Consider the following 19,087-nt stretch of genomic DNA (forward strand, 5'->3'; position numbering starts at 1 on the left):
CCTTAGAACCGCGATTCCGGGAGTGCCCGGTTCGCTGAGCGCGTAGCGCATGCGGGCGAACCAGCAGAGCGACCGACGGCCCGAGTGCCAGATACGACGCTATACGACGCTTCCTATTTGTACGCGCCGAGCCCGGGTGGGCGCAATGTCAGTGGGGTCAATTAGGCTAGGGAGGTCAACGTATCGTGAGGAGATCCGCCGAGTGGCCGAGCAGAACACAGCTTCAGGAGCACCCAAGGCCGCGTCGGCCGAGTCGAACTATTCGGCACGGCACCTCACGGTACTCGAGGGCCTCGAGGCGGTGCGTAAGCGCCCGGGCATGTATATCGGCACGACCGACTCCCGCGGCCTCATGCACTGCCTGTGGGAAATCATCGACAACTCGGTAGACGAGGCCCTCGCGGGTCACGGCACCGAGATCGGCATCACCCTGCACGCCGACGGCAGCGTGACCGTCACCGACCGTGGGCGCGGTGTGCCTGTCGACATCGAACCCAAGAGCGGGCTCTCGGGCGTCGAGCTCGTGTTCACGAAGCTGCACGCGGGCGGTAAGTTCGGTGGCGGCGGCTACGCGTCCTCGGGCGGCTTGCACGGTGTCGGCGCCTCGGTCGTCAACGCGTTGTCCTCACGACTCGACGTCGAGGTCGACCGCGGCGGCAAGACCTGGGCGATGTCGTTTCGGCACGGAGAGCCCGGCGAATTCGCGGGGGACACCCCTGACAGTCCATTCACTCCATATGAGAATGCCTCTGAGCTGCGACTCGTGGGCAAGGCCAAGCGCGGGGTCACCGGCACACGCGTGCGCTACTGGGCCGACCCGCAGATCTTCCTCGCGACCGCCCAGTTCGAACTCGATGCCCTCGTGTCGCGCGCGCGTCAGACCGCGTTCCTGGTGCCGGGCCTCGCCATCGAGATTCGCGACGAACGCCCCGAAAGCCTCGACGAGGCCGGCGCTCCCACGGTGCACGAGTTCAAGTACGAGGGCGGACTCTCGGAGTTCGTCGAGTTTCTCGCGGTCGACTCCGCGCTCACCGACACCTGGCGGTTCACCGATGAGGGCAAGTTCTCGGAGACCGTCCCAGTGATGGACGAACACACCGGCCACCTCGTGTCTCGCGAGGTCGAGCGCACGTGCGAGGTCGATATCGCGCTGCGCTGGGGCACGGGCTACGACACCGAGGTGCAGAGCTTCGTCAACATCATCGCGACACCCAAGGGCGGCACACACCTCACCGGGTTCGAGCAGGGGCTCACCCGGTTCTTCCGCAAGCAGATCGAGCAGAACGCGCGCAAGCTCAAGGCCGGCAGCGACAAGCCCGACAAAGACGACATTCTTACCGGGCTCACCGCGATCGTGACGGTGCGGGTGCCCGAGCCGCAGTTCGAGGGCCAGACCAAGGAGGTGCTCGGCACCGCCGCGGTGCGCGCCATCGTGGCACGCGCGGTAACGAAGGGGCTCACGGAGCGCTTCGAGTCGGCCAAGAAGGCCGACAAGGCACAGACGGCCACGCTGCTCGAAAAAATGGTCTCCGAGATGAAGGCGCGCATCTCGTTGCGCGCCCAACGGGACACCGCGCGGCGCAAGAGCTCGCTTGAGAGCTCATCGTTGCCCGCGAAGCTCATCGACTGCCGCTCCAAGAACGTGGCCGAGACCGAACTCTTTATCGTGGAGGGCGACAGCGCGCTCGGCACGGCGCGCCCCGCTCGTGACAGCGAGTTCCAGGCGCTCCTGCCCATTCGCGGCAAGATTCTCAACGTACAAAAGGCCTCCGTCGCCGAGATGCTCAATAATGTCGAGTGCGGCGCGATCATCAAGGTGATCGGTGCCGGATCGGGCCGCGACTTTGATCTTGAGTCGGCCCGGTACGGCAAGGTGATCCTCATGAGCGACGCCGATGTCGACGGCGCGCACATTCGCACCCTGCTGCTCACCCTGTTCTTCAGGTACATGCGGCCCATGCTCGAGGCCGGGCGCGTGTATGCCGCGGTGCCGCCGCTGCACCGTGTCATCATTCAGCACGCCGGCCGCAAGCCGAACGAGATCGTGTACACGTACAGCGAGAAGGAGCTCGCGGCGCTGCTCTCAAACCTGCGCAAGCGCGGCAAGAAGCACCAGGAGCCCATCCAGCGCTACAAGGGCCTGGGTGAGATGGATGCAGATCAGCTCGCGGAGACGACCATGGACCGCGAGCACCGGACCCTGCGCCGCGTGCGCATGGAGGACGCCCACGCGGCCTCACAGGTCTTCGAGCTGCTCATGGGCAACGAGGTGGCGCCGCGCAAGGAGTTCATCATTGAGAACGCTGACGACCTCGATCGCGACCGGATCGACGCCTAGCGTTCACGCGGGAGACAGCACGGCGTCACCGGGGCCAAGTAACCTAAGTAGTGAAAGCGCCTAGGGTTCCGGGGGTTCCGCCCCGCCTGGTCCGAGCGGCGCCACGATGTGCCCCATGGCGCGTCGTCATCTGAACGGACAAAAGCCTGGAGGAACTGGCTTCGTCGTACCCATTCGGCGAACAGAAAGTTCCCGTGTCTGTTACGGCCCTCATCCTGGTGCTCGCTGCCGCCGTCGCCCACGCTAGCTGGAACATCATCGCCCACAGCGCGAGCCGCTCGGGCATGCCCTTCCTGTGGTGGGGGTCGGTGGGCTCTGCCCTGCTGTGGGCGGGCGCGATTCCGTTCACCGGCGGCATCGGCTCAGCTCGGGTAGGTGACGTGCTGCTCGGCGTCGGCGTCTCGAGCGTGCTGCACGTTGCCTACATGCTCGTCTTGCAGCGCGGGTACGCGCACGGCGAGCTGTCAACGGTTTATGCGACCGCGCGCGGCACCGGCCCCACCCTCACCGTGCTCTTTGCCGTCGTGGCATTGGGGGATCGCCCCGGGGCCGTCGCGCTGGCCGGGGTAGGCCTCGTGCTCGCGGGGGTCGTGGCATTTGGCCTCATCTCGCGTGTGAACGCGCGGCCCGTCACCGCCGGCCGTTCACGGTTCGACCCGTCCCTCAGCTACGGGCTTCTGACCGGCACCGCCATCGCCGCCTACACGGTGTGGGATGCCTATACGGTCAATGAGCTCGGCATGGCCCCGGTCGCGTTCATGGTCGGGTGTTCCCTGGCCGAGGTGCCGTTCTTCTCCGCGGCGATGCTGCGGCGCGGGTGGCGGGTGGCCGTGCGCGACCTACGCTCGGAGCTGCGTTTGCAGTGGCGGCGTATGGCGGCGTTCTCGTTACTCTCGCCGCTGTCGTACGTGCTGGTGCTGACCGCCTTCACGATGGCGCCCGTCGCCCTGGTCGCGCCCATGCGCGAGGTGAGCGTGGTGTTAATCGGGTTATACGGCGCGTGGAAGTTTCGCGAGTCCAAACCGGTGCTGCGCATCATCGCCGCGCTCGTTGTCGTGGCGGGCGTCGTGCTGATCGGGCAGTAGCCTAGCTGGCAGGCGGCTTGCCCGAACAGTACGCTTGCCCGACCAGGCGCGCTAGGGGGCGAGGCCCACGTAGGCCGCGGCGCCGTCGATCGGAGTGCCGGATCCATCGCGCTTGCCGAGCTCCGTCGGCAGTTTGCGCGCTGCACCGTCGGCCGACAGCGCGCGGGGTTCACCCGTGCCGACCCAGGCACATGCGATCTGGTCTTCCCACTTCAAGAATCGCTGCACGCGCACGCCGCCCGTGGCGCGTCCCTTGGCGGGAATCTCGGCCCAGTCGGTGACTTTGGCGGTGGCGACGTCGGTGCCCGGCAGCGTGATGGAGCTGTCGGCAACGGTCACGACGCGGGCGTCGGCCCCCGCGGGGATGGCCCCCGCGAAGACGACTCGCGCCTCAGCGCCAAGCCTCACGCCGGCCATTCCCGCGGCCGGGCGGCCCTGCGCCCGCACCGAGTCGGCCGGGAACCGCAGCAGCTGTGCGTCGCTCGTCACGACGGCAAACTCTGAGCCGTCAACGGCGGGGAAGGCGGCGAGCAGGCGATCGTCACCCTTCAGCGTGATGACCTCAAACGAGGGCTTTGCCGGCAGGTCCGTGAGCAGCACGCGCTTGACCACACCCTGCTGGGTGAAGAGCCCGATGAGTGTCTCGGTTTCGAGCTGGACGAGTCCCACCACCTTGAGCTTCTTGTCGGTGAGGCCCAGGTAGTCGGTGAGCTTGACGCCCGCAGAGAACGCAATGCTCGCCCCGGGCACCATCGGCAGGTCAACGGGGGTGAAGCGCTGCAGCGTTCCGTCGCTCAGCACCGCGCCGAGTTCGCCGCGCACAGTGCCGTCGACGGTCGCGAACACCGCGCCATGCTTCGTGGCCCGCGAGGTCGAACGCGGCATTTCGGTGGAATCGGGCTCGCGCTCGACGCGCAGCGCCCGCCCGGTGACCGAGAGCATAACGGTGCAGGGGGAGTCCGCGACCTCGAGCGACTTCGCGGCCGCTCCGGATCTCGTGGGCCGCGCCACCGCGCCCGTGAGCAACGTGCGACGGGGCGTGCCGAATGCCTCGGCGGTCTGATCCAGCTCGCTCGACACCACCCCGCGCAAGCGCTCATCGCTGCCGAGGATCTCGAGCAGCTTCTCGATCTCGGAGTTTAGCTCGTCACGCTCAGCCTCGAGCTCGACGCGTGAGAACTTGGTGAGCCTACGCAACCGCAGCTCAAGAATGTACTCGGCCTGCACTTCACTGAGATCAAACACCTGCATCAGGCGCGTGCGCGCCGTCTCGGAGTCGTCGCTCGTGCGGATCAGCTGGATGACCTCGTCGATGTCGAGGATCGCGACGAGCAGGCCCTCGACGAGGTGCAGCCGCTCGCGCCGCTTGCGAAGCCGAAACTCGCACCGGCGCGTGATGACCGAGATGCGGTGATCGAGGAAGACGCGCAGCATCTCGCGCAGACCGAGGGTCTGCGGCTGCCCCTTGACGAGGGCGACCGAGTTGATGCTGAAGGAGTCCTCGAGCGGCGTGTAGCGGTACAGCGCTTCGAGCACGGCCTCGGGGGAGAAACCCGTCTTCAGAGTGATGACGAGCCGCATGCCGTTCTTGCGGTCGGTCAGGTCGGCGACGTCGGAAATACCCGAAAGCTTCTTCGCATCGACTCCCTGCTTGATCTTCTCGATCACACGCTCGGGGCCCACCAGGTAGGGCAGTTCGGTGACGATGAGGCCGGTGCGGCGCGGCCCGAGCTGCTCCACCGAGACCTTTGCGCGGGTGCGGAAGGCGCCGCGGCCCGTGCGGTACGCGTCCTTCACGCCGTCGAGACCGACGATCGTGCCGCCGCCCGGCAGATCGGGCCCGGGAATGAACTCCATGAGCTCGTCGACCGTGGCCTTCGGATTGAACAACAGATGCTTCGCGCCGTCGACAACCTCGATGAGGTTGTGTGGGGCGAGGTTCGTCGCCATACCCACCGCGATGCCACTCGCGCCATTGACCAGCAGGTTCGGTACGGCCGACGGCAGCACGTCGGGCTGCATGATCTGGTTGTCATAGTTGGGCACGAAGTCGACGACGTCCTCGTCGAGCGAGTCCGTCATGGCGAGGGCTGCGCCGGCGAGGCGCGCCTCGGTGTACCGCGAGGCCGCGGGGCCGTCATCGAGCGAGCCAAAGTTGCCGTGGCCGTCTACGAGGGGAAGCCGCAGCGCGAAGTCCTGCGCTAGTCGCACCAGGGCGTCGTAGATCGACGAGTCGCCGTGAGGGTGGAGCTTGCCCATGACCTCGCCGACGACGCGGGCCGACTTCACGTGGCCCTTCTCGGGCTTGAGACCCATGTCTTGCATCATAAACAGGATGCGACGCTGCACGGGCTTGAGCCCGTCGCGAGCGTCAGGGAGCGCCCGCGAGTAGATCACCGAATAGGCATACTCGAGAAACGAACCCTCCATCTCTTTCGAGATATCGATGTCCTCAATGCGTTCGCCCGCGAATTCGTGGGGGAGGGCGGGCGTTGCTGCAGAGGCGCTGTTGGGGGCGTCGGTCATAATGAACTTATGCTATCGACAGCCACTGACAACGGCGGGAGGCTTGCCGCGATTGCGCCAACTGGCCTTGCTGCGCTGGCCCGCGGGTTGGGCCATGACCCCGCCGAAATTCTTGCCCGCGCCTTTGCGCGCCCGGGTGACCCCGAAACGCCCGGGCAGCTCGGCTCAATGCCCGATCCCGCGACCGCCCCCAACCTCGACGAGCTCCCCGCGCTGCGTTCGTTTGTGCTGATCGCGGTCGACGGTCTCGGCCATGCCAACCTCGGCGCACGCATCGGGCATGCACCAGCAATCGCGCGGATGCCCCGCAAGCGCATCGAGACGGTTGCGCCGTCCACCACGGGTGCAGCCCTCACGACCCTGCTCACCGGCCAGCTCCCGGGCAGTCACGGGCTCATTGGGTACCGGATCCGGCACCCGGAGTTTGGGCTGCGCACGACCCTCAGCGAGTGGGAAGGGATTGACCAGGTGCGTGACTGGCAGCGTGCCGAGCCGTTGTTCCATCTCGCGTCACAGATGGGCGCGCGGGCCTACACGATCGGGCGACCGGCGCACCGACACAGCGGCCTCACGCACGCGAATTTGTCGGGGGCCGAGTATCTCGAGGGTCAGCGCATCGAGGATCGGTTTGCCGAGGCCGCGCGGGTGGTGCGCAATGGCGAATCCAGCTACGTCTACCTGTACGTGGACGAGCTCGACCGGGCCGCGCACACCTATGGCTGGCAGAGCGAGCAGTGGGTACGCAGATTGGAACAGTTAGACGCGGCCCTCGACGGCTTCTTGCGCACGCTCCCCTCAGATGTGGGCGTCGCGCTCACCGCCGACCACGGCATCATCGACGTCGCCGACTACGAGCAGGTGCTGCTTGACGCGACGCCAGAGCTGCTTGAGGGCGTAGCCGAAGTGGGTGGCGAGCCCCGCATGCGCTCGCTCTATCTCGAGCCCGGCGCCGACGCTGCAGCGATCGCTCAGGGCTGGGTGGAACGCGAGGGCAATCGCGCCTGGGTCGGCACACGCGAGGAGTTCATTGAGGCGGGCCACTTCGGCGAGGTCGCTCCCGCCGTCGCCCACCGGCTGGGAGACGTGATCATCGCTGCCCGCAAACGGGTCGCCTATTACCTCTCGACCGATGATCCAGCGGCGCTCGAGATGATCGGCCAGCACGGTTCGTTGAGCGAGGAGGAGCGCGGGGTTCCGCTCGCGCTCGCGGGCGCCCTCGCCGGAACCCCGTTTGTGTCGCTCGTCACGAGGGCCGCGNNTGCGCCCACGCGCTAGCGCTGACCTCAGGCCAGCACGAAATATCTAGCCCGCCGGGTCCTCATCGCTTCGCGTGCCGAACAGGATGTCATCCCAACTCGGAATCGACGCGCGCCCCTTCTTCGATGAGCGAGGATCCGCGGTCGCATCTGCGGCTCCGCCCGCGGACGGAGTGGCCGCGGGCGCATCGGGAACGGGTGCGATCGGCGCGACGGGGGCGACCGACGCCGGCGTCGCCTGAGACACCTCTGACGCGGACGCGGGGGTGCTCGGAGCCTGGCCCTGGCCGGATCCGGCATCACGCTGGCTCGCCGCGGTGACGCCCGATGCCACACCAGCGCCACCCCAGATGCTGCGAGGCTTCTTCAAGCCCCGCACGGGCGCCTCGGGCTCGACCACCGCAGCGGGCGGTGTCGCGACGGGTGGCGCCGCGACCGGCTGCTGCGTGGCGACGGGAGTCGTTGCGGTGTCGTCCGGATCCTGCGCCTCGGCGAGCTGACGCTCGCCCCGGCGACGACGCAGCGCGTCAAGTAGATCTGCCGTCTGGCTGAAGTCCACGGGGCCCGAGTCTTCACTCTTGATGGCGCGCTGATCGATCTCGCGCCGACGCGCGTACTCGGCGTTGACGTCGAGGGGAGGGGACACGGAGTCGGGCCCGGGAGCGCTCTGCGGAGCCGCCGGTGCCGATGGCACCACGGGAGCTACGACCTCGGGTGCTGCCTGCGGGGTCACAGGCTTGCCCGGGGGCCGGCCATTCGATGTCGGCTTCTCCTGGGCGGGCTCCGCCACGGCGGCAAACTGAGACGTGCGTTCGCCATTGTCGACGGCCCTGAGCTTGGGGATGAGGCGGTCGCCCACATCGCCCTGCTTGGAGAGGCTGACGGCGTCGGGGTTCGTGGGGGCGAGGGTTTGCTTACGGTGGTCGAAGCTCCATACCGCCCGGTGCGCAACATCGCGAGAAATGAATTCGAGGCTAATCAGCCACCCGGCTTCCTCATCGCGCCACGCGGCCCACTCGCTCGCCTCGGCGTCCAGGGCGAGCAGTCGTTCGGCAATGACGCCGCCAAACTTCTGTTCGGCCTCATCGCTGGCCTCGGTGCGCACCTCAACCGCGTGGGCTCGTTCGAGAATGTAGCGGCGCTCAGCGAGCACGGGCTCTTCGTAGCGCTCGATGTTGGCTTCATCGAGCCCGGTAAGGCTTGCAATTTCGGCGCGGCTCTTGCCGGCTCGCACGAGGGACTGAATCTCTCGCGGGCGCACCTTGCCGCCCCCGACGCGCTCCTTACGACTGGCGTGCTTCAGCTCAGCAATCAACAGGTCGTCGATCACGAGACGAAATTCTTCGTCGCTCTCGTTCGCGAGAATCAGCGATCGCTCTTCGCGTCGCACAAAACGCAGTTCGTTCATCGGCGCGCTCCCTTCGTGGTCCGCGAATAAGGTTGTCACAGGTCGCAAGGGAAATGGCGCATTGACGCGGCGCGTAACCAACATCAGCCCCGATTCCCATTGATATCTACACGGCACACAGTACGCGCTCAGTGAACTCACGGCCAGAGGGTTTGCGCTCGGTGCCACAAATAGGGCAGACTGTGGCCGCTCGAGAGTTGAAGTGCCGAAGACACGGCACAAGATTGCAGGAGATAATGGCCACCGATTACGACGCCCCGCGCAAGACGGAAGAAGACGCCGAGTCCATTGAAGCGTTGAAGGAGCGCGGCCCCGCCAAGGGTGCCTCGGGTTCGGATACAGAGGACTCAGACAACCCGAGTTTCACGATGGGCGGAACTGACCTGTCCGACGTGGATCTCGACGTCGTCGTGCTTCCCCAGCAGGATGACGAGTTCACCTGCGTAACCTGCTTCTTGGTTCGCCACCGCTCGCAGCTGGATCACCAATCCAAGCTCGGGCCTGTGTGTGCTGAGTGCGCAGCGTAAGCTTGCTTTGAGAAACACAGAAGCCCCGCAGCTGAGAAATCAGCTGCGGGGCTTCTGCTATACCGCCAATTGATTCGCGGTTACTTCGCAGACCCTTGGCGCGCGGCCTCAATCGAGTCGATCAGCTGCTGCGGGTGCCTGGTCGTAATGATCCAGTACGGCGCCGGATCGGCCGGATCAATGTTTTCCAGGCGCACGCCGCGATGAATCCAGCCGCGCACGACGAGGTATGAGCGCGCATCGAGACCGGGCCCGATGGCGGCGCGCAGTGCGTCCGTGCCCAGAGCCTCTGCCTCTCCAAGCATCGCGACGGGGATGCTGGCGTGCCCCGCAGTGAGCGTGTTGCCCTTCACCGAAACCGTAGCTGCGAGCAGTAGAAACGTGGCGATCAGGATGACGTAGACGGAGCCACCCACATACCAAGCAATATCGGCGTTAATCGGCGTCAGCACGAGCGCCACGGCGGGCACCACGAGCAAGAGCGCAACGAACAGGCCCGGGCCAGGCACCAGCCGTTCGCGATAGGAAGCCTGCTGGGTCGTGGCAGAAGAGTCACTCGTCATGCTCTCATTATCTCGTGATTCACCTGACAAAGAGGGCCACGCGGTTCACCTCCCCGCTCGCTCAATCAGATAGCCTGTCTGCGTGACTGATGTCGTAACGATTCCAATTCTTGCCGAGAGTGCGCCGAGCTACGCGCACCACGATGATGCGGGCGCAGACCTGCGCGCCTCCGAGGGGGTCGTGATTGCCCCAGGCGCACGCGCGCTGGTCGGGACCGGTGTTGCTATTGCCCTCCCCGAGGGGTATGCCGCGTTTGTCGTGCCGCGCAGTGGACTGGCCGCTAAGCACGGCATCACCGTGCTTAACTCACCCGGAACCGTGGATGCCGGATACCGCGGCGAGGTCAAGGTGACGCTGCTCAATACTGACCTCGAGCAGGCCTTTACCGTCGAGCCGGGGGACCGGATCGCCCAGGTCGTCATCATGCCTGTGTCTCGGGCCATCTTCGTGCCGGTCAACGATCTGCCCGATAGCGTGCGCGGCGCGAACGGCTTTGGCTCCACGGGCGTGAAGGATACTCCCGGCGGGAACAACACCCCGTAGCCCGACGCCCTTTGGTGGGCGCCCGGGCAATTGAACCACTCCGCCGAAGGCGGAACATGAGGAAGTGAAGTAGTCAAGATGGCTGAACAACAAGACGCCGCAGCAAACGCGGCGGATGAGATCGAACTGCACGAGGGCGCCGAGAGCGCACCCGAGGTAGACGACTCAAAGTCGGCGCCTGCGGACCGCAGTGAAGCGGGTCCGTTCGATGCCGCCGAGGTGCCCACCATGCGCCCATACGTTGATCTGGGTGGCATCAAGGTTGCACCGCGCGAGGGCCTCCAGCTGCGGCTCGAGGTCGACGAGCGGGCGAATCGCGTCGTCGCGGTCTCCCTCGAATACTCCGAGTCACTGCTGCAGGTGCAGGCGTTCGCGGCCCCCAAGACGACGGGCCTGTGGCACGGCGTACGCGGCGAACTCGCACAGCAGCTGGCCGCGCAGGGTGCCACCACGACCGAGGAGCCCGGCGCGCTCGGCATCGAGCTGCTCGCGCAGACGCCTCTGACCGCAGAGCAGGGCGGCGGCACCCGCCCCGTGCGCTTCATCGCGGTCGACGGCCCCCGCTGGCTGCTGCGCGGCGTGATCATGGGCAAGGCTGCGACCGACAGTGAGGCGCTCGCGAACGTCATCGACCTGTTCCGCGAGATCGTGGTTGTGCGCGGCGAGAGCCCGATGCCGCCGAGCGAGCTCCTTCCCCTGAAGGTCCCCGCGGGAGTGCAGGCTGCTCAGCAGCCCGGCACGACGCAGCAGGCGTGAGCGCGCCCGAGGAGCCAAACATTGCGCCCGATGCGGGCGCAATGAATGATCCGGATCCCGAGAAGCGCCAGGGCCCCAAGGTCATGGGCGGCATGGGCCACGCGATCGGCCGCGTGCAGGACGGCGAGGCACTGTCCTCGCGCGGCGTCCTGGACGCGATCGGCGGCACACGCGGCATCATTGAGGCCGTCGTCCCCGGCTTGTTGTTTCTCGTCGGGTTCACCATCACCCGCGATCCCCGCCTCTCGTCGATCGCGCCCGCCGCGTTCGTCGTGCTCGCGATCATCGTGAGGCTCGCCCGGCGCGAGAACATCACCTCCGCCATTTCTGGCGCGCTGGGGGCCGGCGTCGCGGTTGCCGCCACGCTCTTCACGGGGCGCGGCGAAGACTTCTATCTGCCCGGGTTCATCACGAACGCGGCATGGTCGCTCGGGCTGCTAATTTCGCTCGCCGTGCGCTGGCCATTGTTTGGCATCGTGTACGGCGTCGCTACCGGGCAGGGGAGTGCGTGGCGCCAGAATCGGCCCGTGCGCCGGGCCGCAGTGTGGCTCACGGTCGTCTGGTTGGGCATGTTTCTCGCCCGCCTGGGCGTGCAGCTGCCGCTGTATTTTGCGGCCCGATCTGGAGCAGATGCCGGGTTCACCGACGCCCTGGGCGTCGCGCGCCTCGTCATGGGAATGCCGCTGTTTGCACTCGTGGTCGTGGTGACCTGGGTAGTGCTCAGCGGCGTACACCGTTCATCAGATGATCAGCGGGGCGATATCGTTGGAAATACAGGCGAGAGCACCCCAGCCCCATAGCGGGCCGGTGCCGCCGATTCAGTGTAGAGTTATCTTGACATCGAGATATTTTGGAGGAGCCTCATGGGAGCAGTAAACAGCTTCGACGCTAAGAGCACCCTCGCAGTTGGCGAGAAGGAATACGAGATTTACCGCATTGACCAGGTAGCTGGTCACGAGCGGTTGCCGTACAGCCTGAAGGTGCTTCTCGAGAACCAGTTGCGCACTGAGGACGGTGCGAACGTCACGAAGGGCCACATTGAGGCCCTCGGCAACTGGGACCCGAACGCAGAGCCGGACACCGAGATCCAGTTCAGCCCTGCGCGCGTGATCATGCAGGACTTCACCGGCGTGCCCTGCATCGTGGACCTTGCCACCATGCGCGAGGCCGTTACCGATCTGGGGGGCAACCCCGACTCGATCAACCCGTTGGCTCCGGCCGAGCTCGTGATCGACCACTCCGTCATCTCCGACGTGTACGGCCGTGCTGACGCTGCCGCACGCAACGTCGAGAAGGAGTACCAGCGCAACGGTGAGCGTTACCAGTTCCTCCGTTGGGGCCAGGGCGCGTTCGATGACTTCAAGGTCGTTCCCCCCGGGACCGGCATCGTGCACCAGGTCAACATTGAGTACCTGGCGCGCATGACCTTCACGCGCGACGTCAACGGCGTCACGCAGGCGTACCCCGACACCAGCGTCGGCACCGACTCGCACACCACGATGCAGAACGGCCTGGGCGTGCTCGGCTGGGGCGTCGGTGGCATCGAGGCCGAGGCGGCAATGCTCGGTCAGCCCATCTCCATGCTGATTCCCCGCGTTGTGGGCTTCAAGCTCAAGGGCCAGATCCCCGCAGGCGTCACCGCCACTGACGTGGTGTTGACCATCACACAGCAGCTGCGCAAGCACGGTGTCGTGGGCAAGTTCGTCGAGTTCTACGGCGAGGGTGTCACCTCGGTCCCGCTCGCAAACCGCGCCACCATCGGCAACATGAGCCCCGAGTTCGGCTCGACCGCGGCGATCTTCCCGATCGACCAGGTCACGCTTGACTACATGCGCCTTACCGGTCGCCCCGAGGAGCAGATCGCTCTCGTCGAGGCGTACTCGAAGGAGCAGGGCATGTGGCACAACCCCGCCGTTGAGCCCCAGTTCAGCGAGTACCTTGAGCTCGATCTCAGCACCGTGGTGTCGTCGATCGCCGGCCCGAAGCGCCCGCAGGATCGCATCGAGCTGACCCGCGCAAAGGACCAGTTCGAGCTCGACCTCAAGAACTACGCCCCCGCGTCAAACCCCGCCGCCGTCACCGACGAGCAGGGTCGCGAGTACACGATCGACCACGGCGCAGTGACCCTCGCCTCGATCACCTCGTGCACCAACACGTCGAACCCGTCGGTCATGCTCGCAGCTGGCGTCCTCGCCCGCAACGCGAACGCCCGCGGCCTGAAGCCGAAGCCCTGGGTCAAGACCACCCTCGCGCCCGGCTCGAAGGTTGTCACCGACTACTACGAGAAGTCAGGCCTGAACGCCGACCTCGATGCCCTCGGTTTCTACACGGTCGGCTACGGCTGCGTGACCTGCATTGGTAACTCTGGCCCGCTGAACGAGGAGATCTCGCAGGCAGTCAACGACAACGATCTCGCGGTGACCGCGGTACTTTCGGGTAACCGTAACTTCGAGGGTCGCATCAACCCCGACATCAAGATGAACTACCTCGCGAGCCCCCCGCTCGTGGTTGCGTACTCGCTTGCGGGCTCGATGGACTTCGACTTCGATGTTGAGCCGCTTGGCCAGGATCCCGACGGTAACGACGTGTTCCTGCGCGACATCTGGCCCGACCCCACCGAGGTGCAGAAGATCGCCGACGCGTCGATTGACGCCGACATGTTCCGCTCCAAGTACGCCACCGTTTTCGATGGTGACGAGCACTGGACCTCGCTGCCGACCCCCGAGGGCAACACCTTCGAGTGGGACGAGAAGTCGACCTATGTGCGCAAGGCTCCCTACTTCGACGGTATGACGCTTGAGACGTCGCCTGTCACCGACATCGAGGGCGCACGCGTGCTCCTCAAGCTCGGTGATTCGGTCACGACTGACCACATCAGCCCCGCCGGTAGCTTCAAGGCGGAGACGCCCGCCGGTCAGTACCTGGTCGAAAACGGCATCGCTCCGAAGGACTTCAACACCTACGGCTCGCGCCGTGGCAACCACGAGGTCATGATTCGCGGCACGTTCGCGAACATCCGCATCCGCAACCAGCTGCTCGACAACGTCGAGGGTGGCTTCACCCGCGACTTCACCGTCGAGGGCGCGCCGCAGTCGTACGTCTACGACGCTGCGAACAACTATGCGGCCGCTGGCGTGCCGCTCGTAGTGCTCGGCGGTAAGGAGTACGGTTCGGGCTCGTCGCGCGACTGGGCAGCCAAGGGCACGAGCCTGCTGGGCGTGCGCGCGGTGATCGTCGAGAGCTTCGAGCGTATTCACCGCTCGAACCTGATCGGTATGGGCGTGCTGCCGCTGCAGTTCCCCGCCGGCCAGAGCGCAGACAGCCTGGGCCTCGACGGCACCGAGACGTTCAACATCTCGGGCATCACGCAGCTCAACGAGGGCTCCACGCCCAAGTCGGTTGCAGTGACGGCCACGAAGGCTGACGGTTCGGTCGTTGCATTCGACGCGGTCGTGCGCATCGATACCCCGGGCGAGGCGGACTACTACCGCAACGGCGGCATCCTGCAGTACGTGCTGCGCTCGCTGGTCTAACCCGACGCATCCCTACGCCGCCCCCGCTTCGCATCATGCGAAGCGGGGGCGGCGTTCGTTTCGCGGTAGACTGGGGGGATGCGTGGGCCCCACAGCCCACGAAGAAACGGAGTGTAACGGGTGGCGATTCTGGACCGCATTGAGTCTCCTGCAGACCTCAAGCAGCTCTCGTATGACGAGTGCCTGACGCTGGCGGCGGAGATCCGCGAGTTCCTAATCGCCGAGGTGGCGAAGACCGGCGGCCACTTGGGGCCGAATCTGGGCGTGGTCGAGCTGACCATTGCCCTGCACCGCGTCTTCGATTCGCCGCACGACCCCATCGTGTTCGATACGGGGCATCAGAGCTATGTGCACAAGATCCTCACGGGCCGCAAGGACTTCAGCGGCCTGCGCCAGCGCGGGGGTCTCGCCGGCTACCCGCAGCGGTCGGAGTCCGAGCACGACATTGTCGAGAGCTCGCACGCTTCCAGCTCGCTCAGCTGGGCCGATGGCATCTCGCGTGCGTTCACGCGCACGGGTCAGCTTGACCGCAGCGTCGTCGCCGTCGTGGGCGACGGCGCGCTCACGGGCGGCATGACGTGGGAGGCCCTCAACAACATCACCGACGACAACGACCGCAACCTCGTCATCGTCGTCAACGACAACGGCCGCTCGTACGCGCCCACCATTGGCGGCATGGCCCGGTTCCTGAACGGCGTGCGGTCGCGGGGGAGCTACCGGGACCTGCAGGAGGGCAGCGAGAAGCTGTTCTCACGCCTCGGCCGCCCGGGCCGCACTATCTACCGCGGCGCCCGCGGTGCACTGCACGGCTTCCTGAGCCGCGCGAGCAACAACGATCACCTGTACTCGAACCTCGAGATCAAGTATCTGGGCCCCATCGACGGCCACGATCTCAAGGCAGTCGAGGAGGCGTTCGCGCAGGCGAAGGGCTACGGGCGCCCCACGCTCGTGCACGTCATCACGGAGAAGGGCTACGGCTACGCCCCGGCCGAGAACGATCTCGCCGACCAGTTTCACGCGATCGGCCGCATCGACCCCGACAGCGGTATTCCCGTGTCGAAGTCCGCGGGACTCAGCTGGACGGGCGTGTTTCGCGAGCACATCGTAGAGCTCGCCGAGACTGACGAGCGCATTGTTGCCATCACCGCAGCCATGCTGCAGCCTACGGGGCTCGACCTGCTCGCGCAGCGGCACCCCGAGCGCGTCTACGACGTGGGCATCGCCGAGCAGCACGCAGTGACGAGCGCCGCCGGCCTCGCCTACGGTGGACTCCACCCCGTGGTCGCCGTCTACGCCACGTTCATGAATCGCGCGTTCGACCAGCTGCTCATGGATGTCGCGCTGCACCACGCGGGCGTCACATTCGCACTCGACCGCTCGGGCATCACCGGCCCCGACGGCGCGAGCCACAACGGCGTCTGGGATCTCGCGACCCTGCAGGTGGTTCCCGGGATCCGGATCGCGGCACCTCGCGACGCCGGGACGCTGCGGGAGCTGCTCGCCGAGGCTGTCACGATTGATGACGGGCCGACGGTCATTCGGTACCCGAAGGGCGCCGTCCCTGACGACCTCGAGGTGCTCGAGCGACGCGCCGATGGCGTCGACCTGTTGCTCGCGGACACGCCGGGGGAGGCCACCGATGTATTGTTCGTCACGGTCGGCCCGATGGCGCAGGTCGCGCTCGAAGCGGCCGAGCTGCTGCGCGAACAGGGGATTACCTGCTCGGTGATCGACCCGCGCTGGGTGGTGCCGGTCGCCGATTCAGTGGTTGAGATCGCGCGCTCGCATCGCCTCCTCATCAGCATTGAGGACGGTATCCGCGTGGGCGGCGTGGGCACCCGGATCCGGCAGGCACTGCGCGATGCGGGCGTCGATACCGCCGTGAGCGAATTGGGTACGCCCGATGAGTTTCCGGATCATGCCACGCGAGACGAGCTGCTCGAAGCCGCGGGGCTCACCGCGCCTCAGATTGCGCAGCAGGTCGCCGAGCAGGTGCGCGGCGTGCGCATTCCGATCGCTCGCCCCGAGCAGTAGCGGGCACGGGGTCGCTCCCGGCCCAGCACAACGAGAACAACCTCCGATGCCCAAGGGCTTCGGAGGCTGTTCTGTGCGCGGAAGTCGCTAGCGCGGCAATCCGTTACGACTTGTCGCTGCTGCTCGCTTTGACGGACGTCGGAATGCGGTCGGGAATGTCTCGCGGGGTCGTGTTGTACTTTGCGAGGAACGGCATCGGATCGACCGGCTCGTCGTTCACGCGAAGCGCGAGATGCAGATGCGCTCCGAACGACATGCCCGTTGAACCGACCTCGCCGGCAGGGTCGCCCATCTTAAGCGTGTCGCCCACCTGAATCGTGTGCGAGTTATCGATCATGTGGCAGTAGCGGCTCGTCACCGTCTGGCCGTCGATCTCGTGCTCGAGCTTCAGCCCGAATCCGCAGCCGTCCGTGGTCTGGCCAGCCTCCAGCACGACGCCGTCGGCGATCGCCTGGATCGGCGTGCCAGCCGAGGCCGCAAAGTCCTGCGCGTCGTGGAACTGCTCGACCGGGGCCGTGCGGTACCCGAACGGGTCGGTCAGCATGACGGGGGACGCAAACGGGTAGTTCACGAGCACCTTCGGATTGAAGGTGTACGACGCGGCCGTGATCTCCTCGGATGCGATGCCTTCGACGTCCGTGAACGAATCGGGCATGTCGGCCGCGGAGAACTCGGAGAACAGCTCCTGCTGTGCGGCAGCGGCCTCGGTGACGTCGGTCTGTGCGGCGATCGGCACGGCGGCCACCAGGGCGAGCCCGCACACGCTCGTCAGAGCGGCGGCTGCGGCAAACTTTTGACGCTTCGTACGCGGCGCTCGCGGCACCACGGGCTCGGGAGCCGCGGCCGGGACGTGCGTGCGACGGGGGACCCGAAAGGAGATCTCTTCTCCAGCGTGCCGGAGGGTGGCACGGAGTCCGCGACGCGAGGGGAGATCCCTATTCGGTTCTGGCAATTCGTCAGGCATGCAAACTTTCGACTCGGCGAATGCGCTCAAATTGACGCGCATGGAAACATAACGAATAGGTTACAACGCTTTACTGAAAAGCACCATAATTAAATGATTTATGGGTGCGGATGTGATACGCCTGTTGCCTCAGCAATGAATCGCGCGATGAGTTCGGGGTCCTTCACGCCGGGGGACGACTCAACACCGCTCGAGACATCCACGCCCGCGGGGGAGACCTGCTCCACCGCGGCCGCGACGTTTACGGGGGAGAGCCCACCAGCCAGCAGCCAGCTGTCTCCGAACTCGCTCGGGTCGCGACCCTCGAAGCTCCAGCGAGCCCCGGATCCGGGATCTGCACCGTCGAGTAGCAGTCGTTCCTCACCATATTCCCCGGGCGTAAGGCCCGGGAAGTGGGTCAGCGAGGCTGCACGCCACACGCGGGGGAGCACGGCCCGGGCGGCAGCGAAGTCCGTCGCCGCGTATCGGCCGTGCAGTTGCAGCACGTCAAAGCCCAGTGCGAAGGCCCGCTCGGCGGCCTCGCGTGCTGGCATCTTGTTCACCACGAGCACAGTGTCAATGGCGGGATTCTCTGCGCGCGCGGCCGCGATGACGGCAACAGCCTCGGCATCGCTGGCGTCCCGGGGCGTGCCGGGGCTCATCACGACGCCGATCGCCTGCGCGCCGAGCTGCACGGCGAGGCGCGTAAGATTGGGGTCCCGCATGCCGCAGATCTTGACGTAGATCCTGGGGGAGTCTTCAGCTGCGCTTTTGGTCACACATCCAGTCTAGGACTAGCCTGAATGAGTACTGCGATCATCGGTGTGAATTGAGGAATTTTTGGCTTCTGTGAAGACGCGAGTGGCTGCGGTGGCGGCCGGCCTTGTGATCGCGCTGACCGCCGGCTGCTCTGGTCCGACGCTCCAGGAGTCACTCAATCCAACTCCGGGCCAGGCGGGTTGCAAACCAGCCTCACCCGCCGCAGGGCCGGATCAGAACTTCGAGATCCAGGGCACACCGCTCGCCAAGGGCGCCACCGCCTCGGGTCTGTTCTTCGAGGACAACGCGAATCCAGCACAGCGCAATAAGGTCCTGGAGCGGAAGTTCGTGGTGCGAGTGTCTGGTGAGGGTGAGTTCGGCGCCGAGCTCGTCGGGCCGTCGGGCAAGCCCTCAGCGCTCGCGTGGGGCCCCGAGCCCCACGAGGGCGGCGACGCGAGCAGCGCCGGTGAGGAATGGGACATGGGTCTCAAGTTTGATGACTTCGGATGCTGGAACCTCACGCTGACACGTGACGAGGTTCCCACCGCGGCGTTCTGGTTCGAAATCGGGTAGCTGCAGGCTGGGATTGGCCTTTGTTTCGAGGGCTCAACCCACTTAAGCTGACATAATATAGATTATCGGTATTATATTCCGAGGCGAGACCCGAGCCAATTATTGGCCCGGCCACTCCGACCCGGGGTGAATGCTTGGTGCCAGCTGGAATGTAAATGGATCTCGACTGCGCAACCACACGCGTTTCGCCATCGATCGTCACGTGCGCCTTCGGATCGCGCTGCGCCTGCGAGTCCACCAGC

At 66.0% G+C, this 19,087-nt stretch carries 15 protein-coding genes; 10 read left to right on the forward strand and 5 right to left on the reverse strand.

The annotated features are described in order from the left end of the window. The first annotated feature begins 202 nt into the window (after nucleotides 1–202). Nucleotides 203–2,338, forward strand: a complete 2,136-nt coding sequence (locus C795_RS0112970) for a DNA gyrase/topoisomerase IV subunit B (protein WP_017794180.1) — start codon at nucleotides 203–205, stop codon at nucleotides 2,336–2,338. A gap of 194 nt (nucleotides 2,339–2,532) precedes the next feature. Continuing rightward, complete coding sequence (locus C795_RS0112975) at nucleotides 2,533–3,423, forward strand: EamA family transporter (protein ID WP_017794181.1); 891 nt, start codon at nucleotides 2,533–2,535, stop codon at nucleotides 3,421–3,423. A 51-nt stretch (nucleotides 3,424–3,474) separates the two neighbouring features. Here C795_RS0112975 and C795_RS0112980 read toward each other — a convergent pair whose 3' ends face one another. Continuing rightward, complete coding sequence (locus tag C795_RS0112980; RefSeq protein WP_017794182.1) at nucleotides 3,475–5,949, reverse strand: DNA gyrase/topoisomerase IV subunit A; 2,475 nt, start codon at nucleotides 5,947–5,949, stop codon at nucleotides 3,475–3,477. A 168-nt stretch (nucleotides 5,950–6,117) separates the two neighbouring features. On the opposite strand from C795_RS0112980, the gene C795_RS0112985 reads away from it, so the two are divergent. Further along, nucleotides 6,118–7,224, forward strand: a complete 1,107-nt coding sequence (locus C795_RS0112985; protein ID WP_456297464.1) for an alkaline phosphatase family protein — start codon at nucleotides 6,118–6,120, stop codon at nucleotides 7,222–7,224. Nucleotides 7,225–7,251: 27 nt separating this feature from the next. Here C795_RS0112985 and sepH read toward each other — a convergent pair whose 3' ends face one another. After that, the gene (gene sepH, locus C795_RS0112990) at nucleotides 7,252–8,613 is read right to left on the reverse strand and encodes a septation protein SepH (protein WP_017794184.1); all 1,362 of its coding nucleotides are present in this window, start codon (nucleotides 8,611–8,613) and stop codon (nucleotides 7,252–7,254) included. 236 nt (nucleotides 8,614–8,849) lie between these two features. Between sepH and C795_RS0112995 the strand changes: the two genes are divergently transcribed. Next, complete coding sequence (locus C795_RS0112995) at nucleotides 8,850–9,140, forward strand: DUF4193 domain-containing protein (protein WP_017794185.1); 291 nt, start codon at nucleotides 8,850–8,852, stop codon at nucleotides 9,138–9,140. Between the two features lie 80 nt (nucleotides 9,141–9,220). On the opposite strand, the gene C795_RS0113000 is transcribed toward C795_RS0112995, so the two are convergent. Then, nucleotides 9,221–9,703 carry a DUF3093 domain-containing protein gene (locus tag C795_RS0113000; protein WP_017794186.1) on the reverse strand — a complete coding sequence of 161 codons (483 nt, stop codon included), beginning with the start codon at nucleotides 9,701–9,703 and terminating at the stop codon, nucleotides 9,221–9,223. Between the two features lie 82 nt (nucleotides 9,704–9,785). Here C795_RS0113000 and dut point away from each other — a divergent pair, with 82 nt between their 5' ends. The 5 genes from dut (at nucleotide 9,786) to dxs (ending at nucleotide 16,570) form a co-directional block, all read left to right on the forward strand. Further along, nucleotides 9,786–10,247 carry a dUTP diphosphatase gene (dut, locus tag C795_RS0113005; protein WP_017794187.1) on the forward strand — a complete coding sequence of 154 codons (462 nt, stop codon included), beginning with the start codon at nucleotides 9,786–9,788 and terminating at the stop codon, nucleotides 10,245–10,247. 78 nt (nucleotides 10,248–10,325) lie between these two features. Then, nucleotides 10,326–11,003, forward strand: coding sequence for a DUF3710 domain-containing protein (locus tag C795_RS0113010; protein WP_017794188.1), 678 nt, complete (start codon nucleotides 10,326–10,328; stop codon nucleotides 11,001–11,003). Beyond that, nucleotides 11,000–11,803, forward strand: a complete 804-nt coding sequence (locus tag C795_RS0113015; RefSeq protein ID WP_017794189.1) for a DUF3159 domain-containing protein — start codon at nucleotides 11,000–11,002, stop codon at nucleotides 11,801–11,803. Before C795_RS0113010 ends, C795_RS0113015 begins: the two co-directional genes overlap by 4 nt. A 63-nt stretch (nucleotides 11,804–11,866) precedes the next feature. Further along, complete coding sequence (gene acnA / locus C795_RS0113020) at nucleotides 11,867–14,536, forward strand: aconitate hydratase AcnA (RefSeq protein WP_017794190.1); 2,670 nt, start codon at nucleotides 11,867–11,869, stop codon at nucleotides 14,534–14,536. Between the two features lie 120 nt (nucleotides 14,537–14,656). Further along, nucleotides 14,657–16,570 carry a 1-deoxy-D-xylulose-5-phosphate synthase gene (gene dxs / locus C795_RS0113025; protein WP_017794191.1) on the forward strand — a complete coding sequence of 638 codons (1,914 nt, stop codon included), beginning with the start codon at nucleotides 14,657–14,659 and terminating at the stop codon, nucleotides 16,568–16,570. Nucleotides 16,571–16,673: 103 nt separating this feature from the next. Here dxs and C795_RS0113030 read toward each other — a convergent pair whose 3' ends face one another. After that, the gene (locus C795_RS0113030; protein WP_157487143.1) at nucleotides 16,674–17,534 is read right to left on the reverse strand and encodes a M23 family metallopeptidase; all 861 of its coding nucleotides are present in this window, start codon (nucleotides 17,532–17,534) and stop codon (nucleotides 16,674–16,676) included. 98 nt (nucleotides 17,535–17,632) lie between these two features. Beyond that, on the reverse strand, nucleotides 17,633–18,292 hold the full coding sequence (locus C795_RS0113035) for a phosphoribosylanthranilate isomerase (protein ID WP_017794193.1): 660 nt from the start codon (nucleotides 18,290–18,292) through the stop codon (nucleotides 17,633–17,635). Between the two features lie 70 nt (nucleotides 18,293–18,362). Here C795_RS0113035 and C795_RS0113040 point away from each other — a divergent pair, with 70 nt between their 5' ends. After that, nucleotides 18,363–18,845, forward strand: coding sequence for a hypothetical protein (locus C795_RS0113040; RefSeq protein ID WP_157487144.1), 483 nt, complete (start codon nucleotides 18,363–18,365; stop codon nucleotides 18,843–18,845). The last annotated feature ends 242 nt before the right edge of the window (nucleotides 18,846–19,087 follow it).

Origin of the sequence: Leucobacter salsicius M1-8, from assembly GCF_000350525.1 — a bacterium.
GTDB lineage: Bacteria > Actinomycetota > Actinomycetes > Actinomycetales > Microbacteriaceae > Leucobacter > Leucobacter salsicius.

Bases quoted from the DNA above. Each gene is read 5' to 3' on its own strand.
- C795_RS0113000 (WP_017794186.1), bottom strand. From the start codon at position 9,703: ATGACGAGTGACTCTTCTGCCACGACCCAGCAGGCTTCCTATCGCGAA.
- C795_RS0113030 (WP_157487143.1), bottom strand. From the start codon at position 17,534: ATGCCTGACGAATTGCCAGAACCGAATAGGGATCTCCCCTCGCGTCGC.
- C795_RS0112995 (WP_017794185.1), top strand. From the start codon at position 8,850: ATGGCCACCGATTACGACGCCCCGCGCAAGACGGAAGAAGACGCCGAG.
- sepH (WP_017794184.1), bottom strand. From the start codon at position 8,613: ATGAACGAACTGCGTTTTGTGCGACGCGAAGAGCGATCGCTGATTCTC.
- C795_RS0113010 (WP_017794188.1), top strand. From the start codon at position 10,326: ATGGCTGAACAACAAGACGCCGCAGCAAACGCGGCGGATGAGATCGAA.
- C795_RS0112980 (WP_017794182.1), bottom strand. From the start codon at position 5,949: ATGACCGACGCCCCCAACAGCGCCTCTGCAGCAACGCCCGCCCTCCCC.
- acnA (WP_017794190.1), top strand. From the start codon at position 11,867: ATGGGAGCAGTAAACAGCTTCGACGCTAAGAGCACCCTCGCAGTTGGC.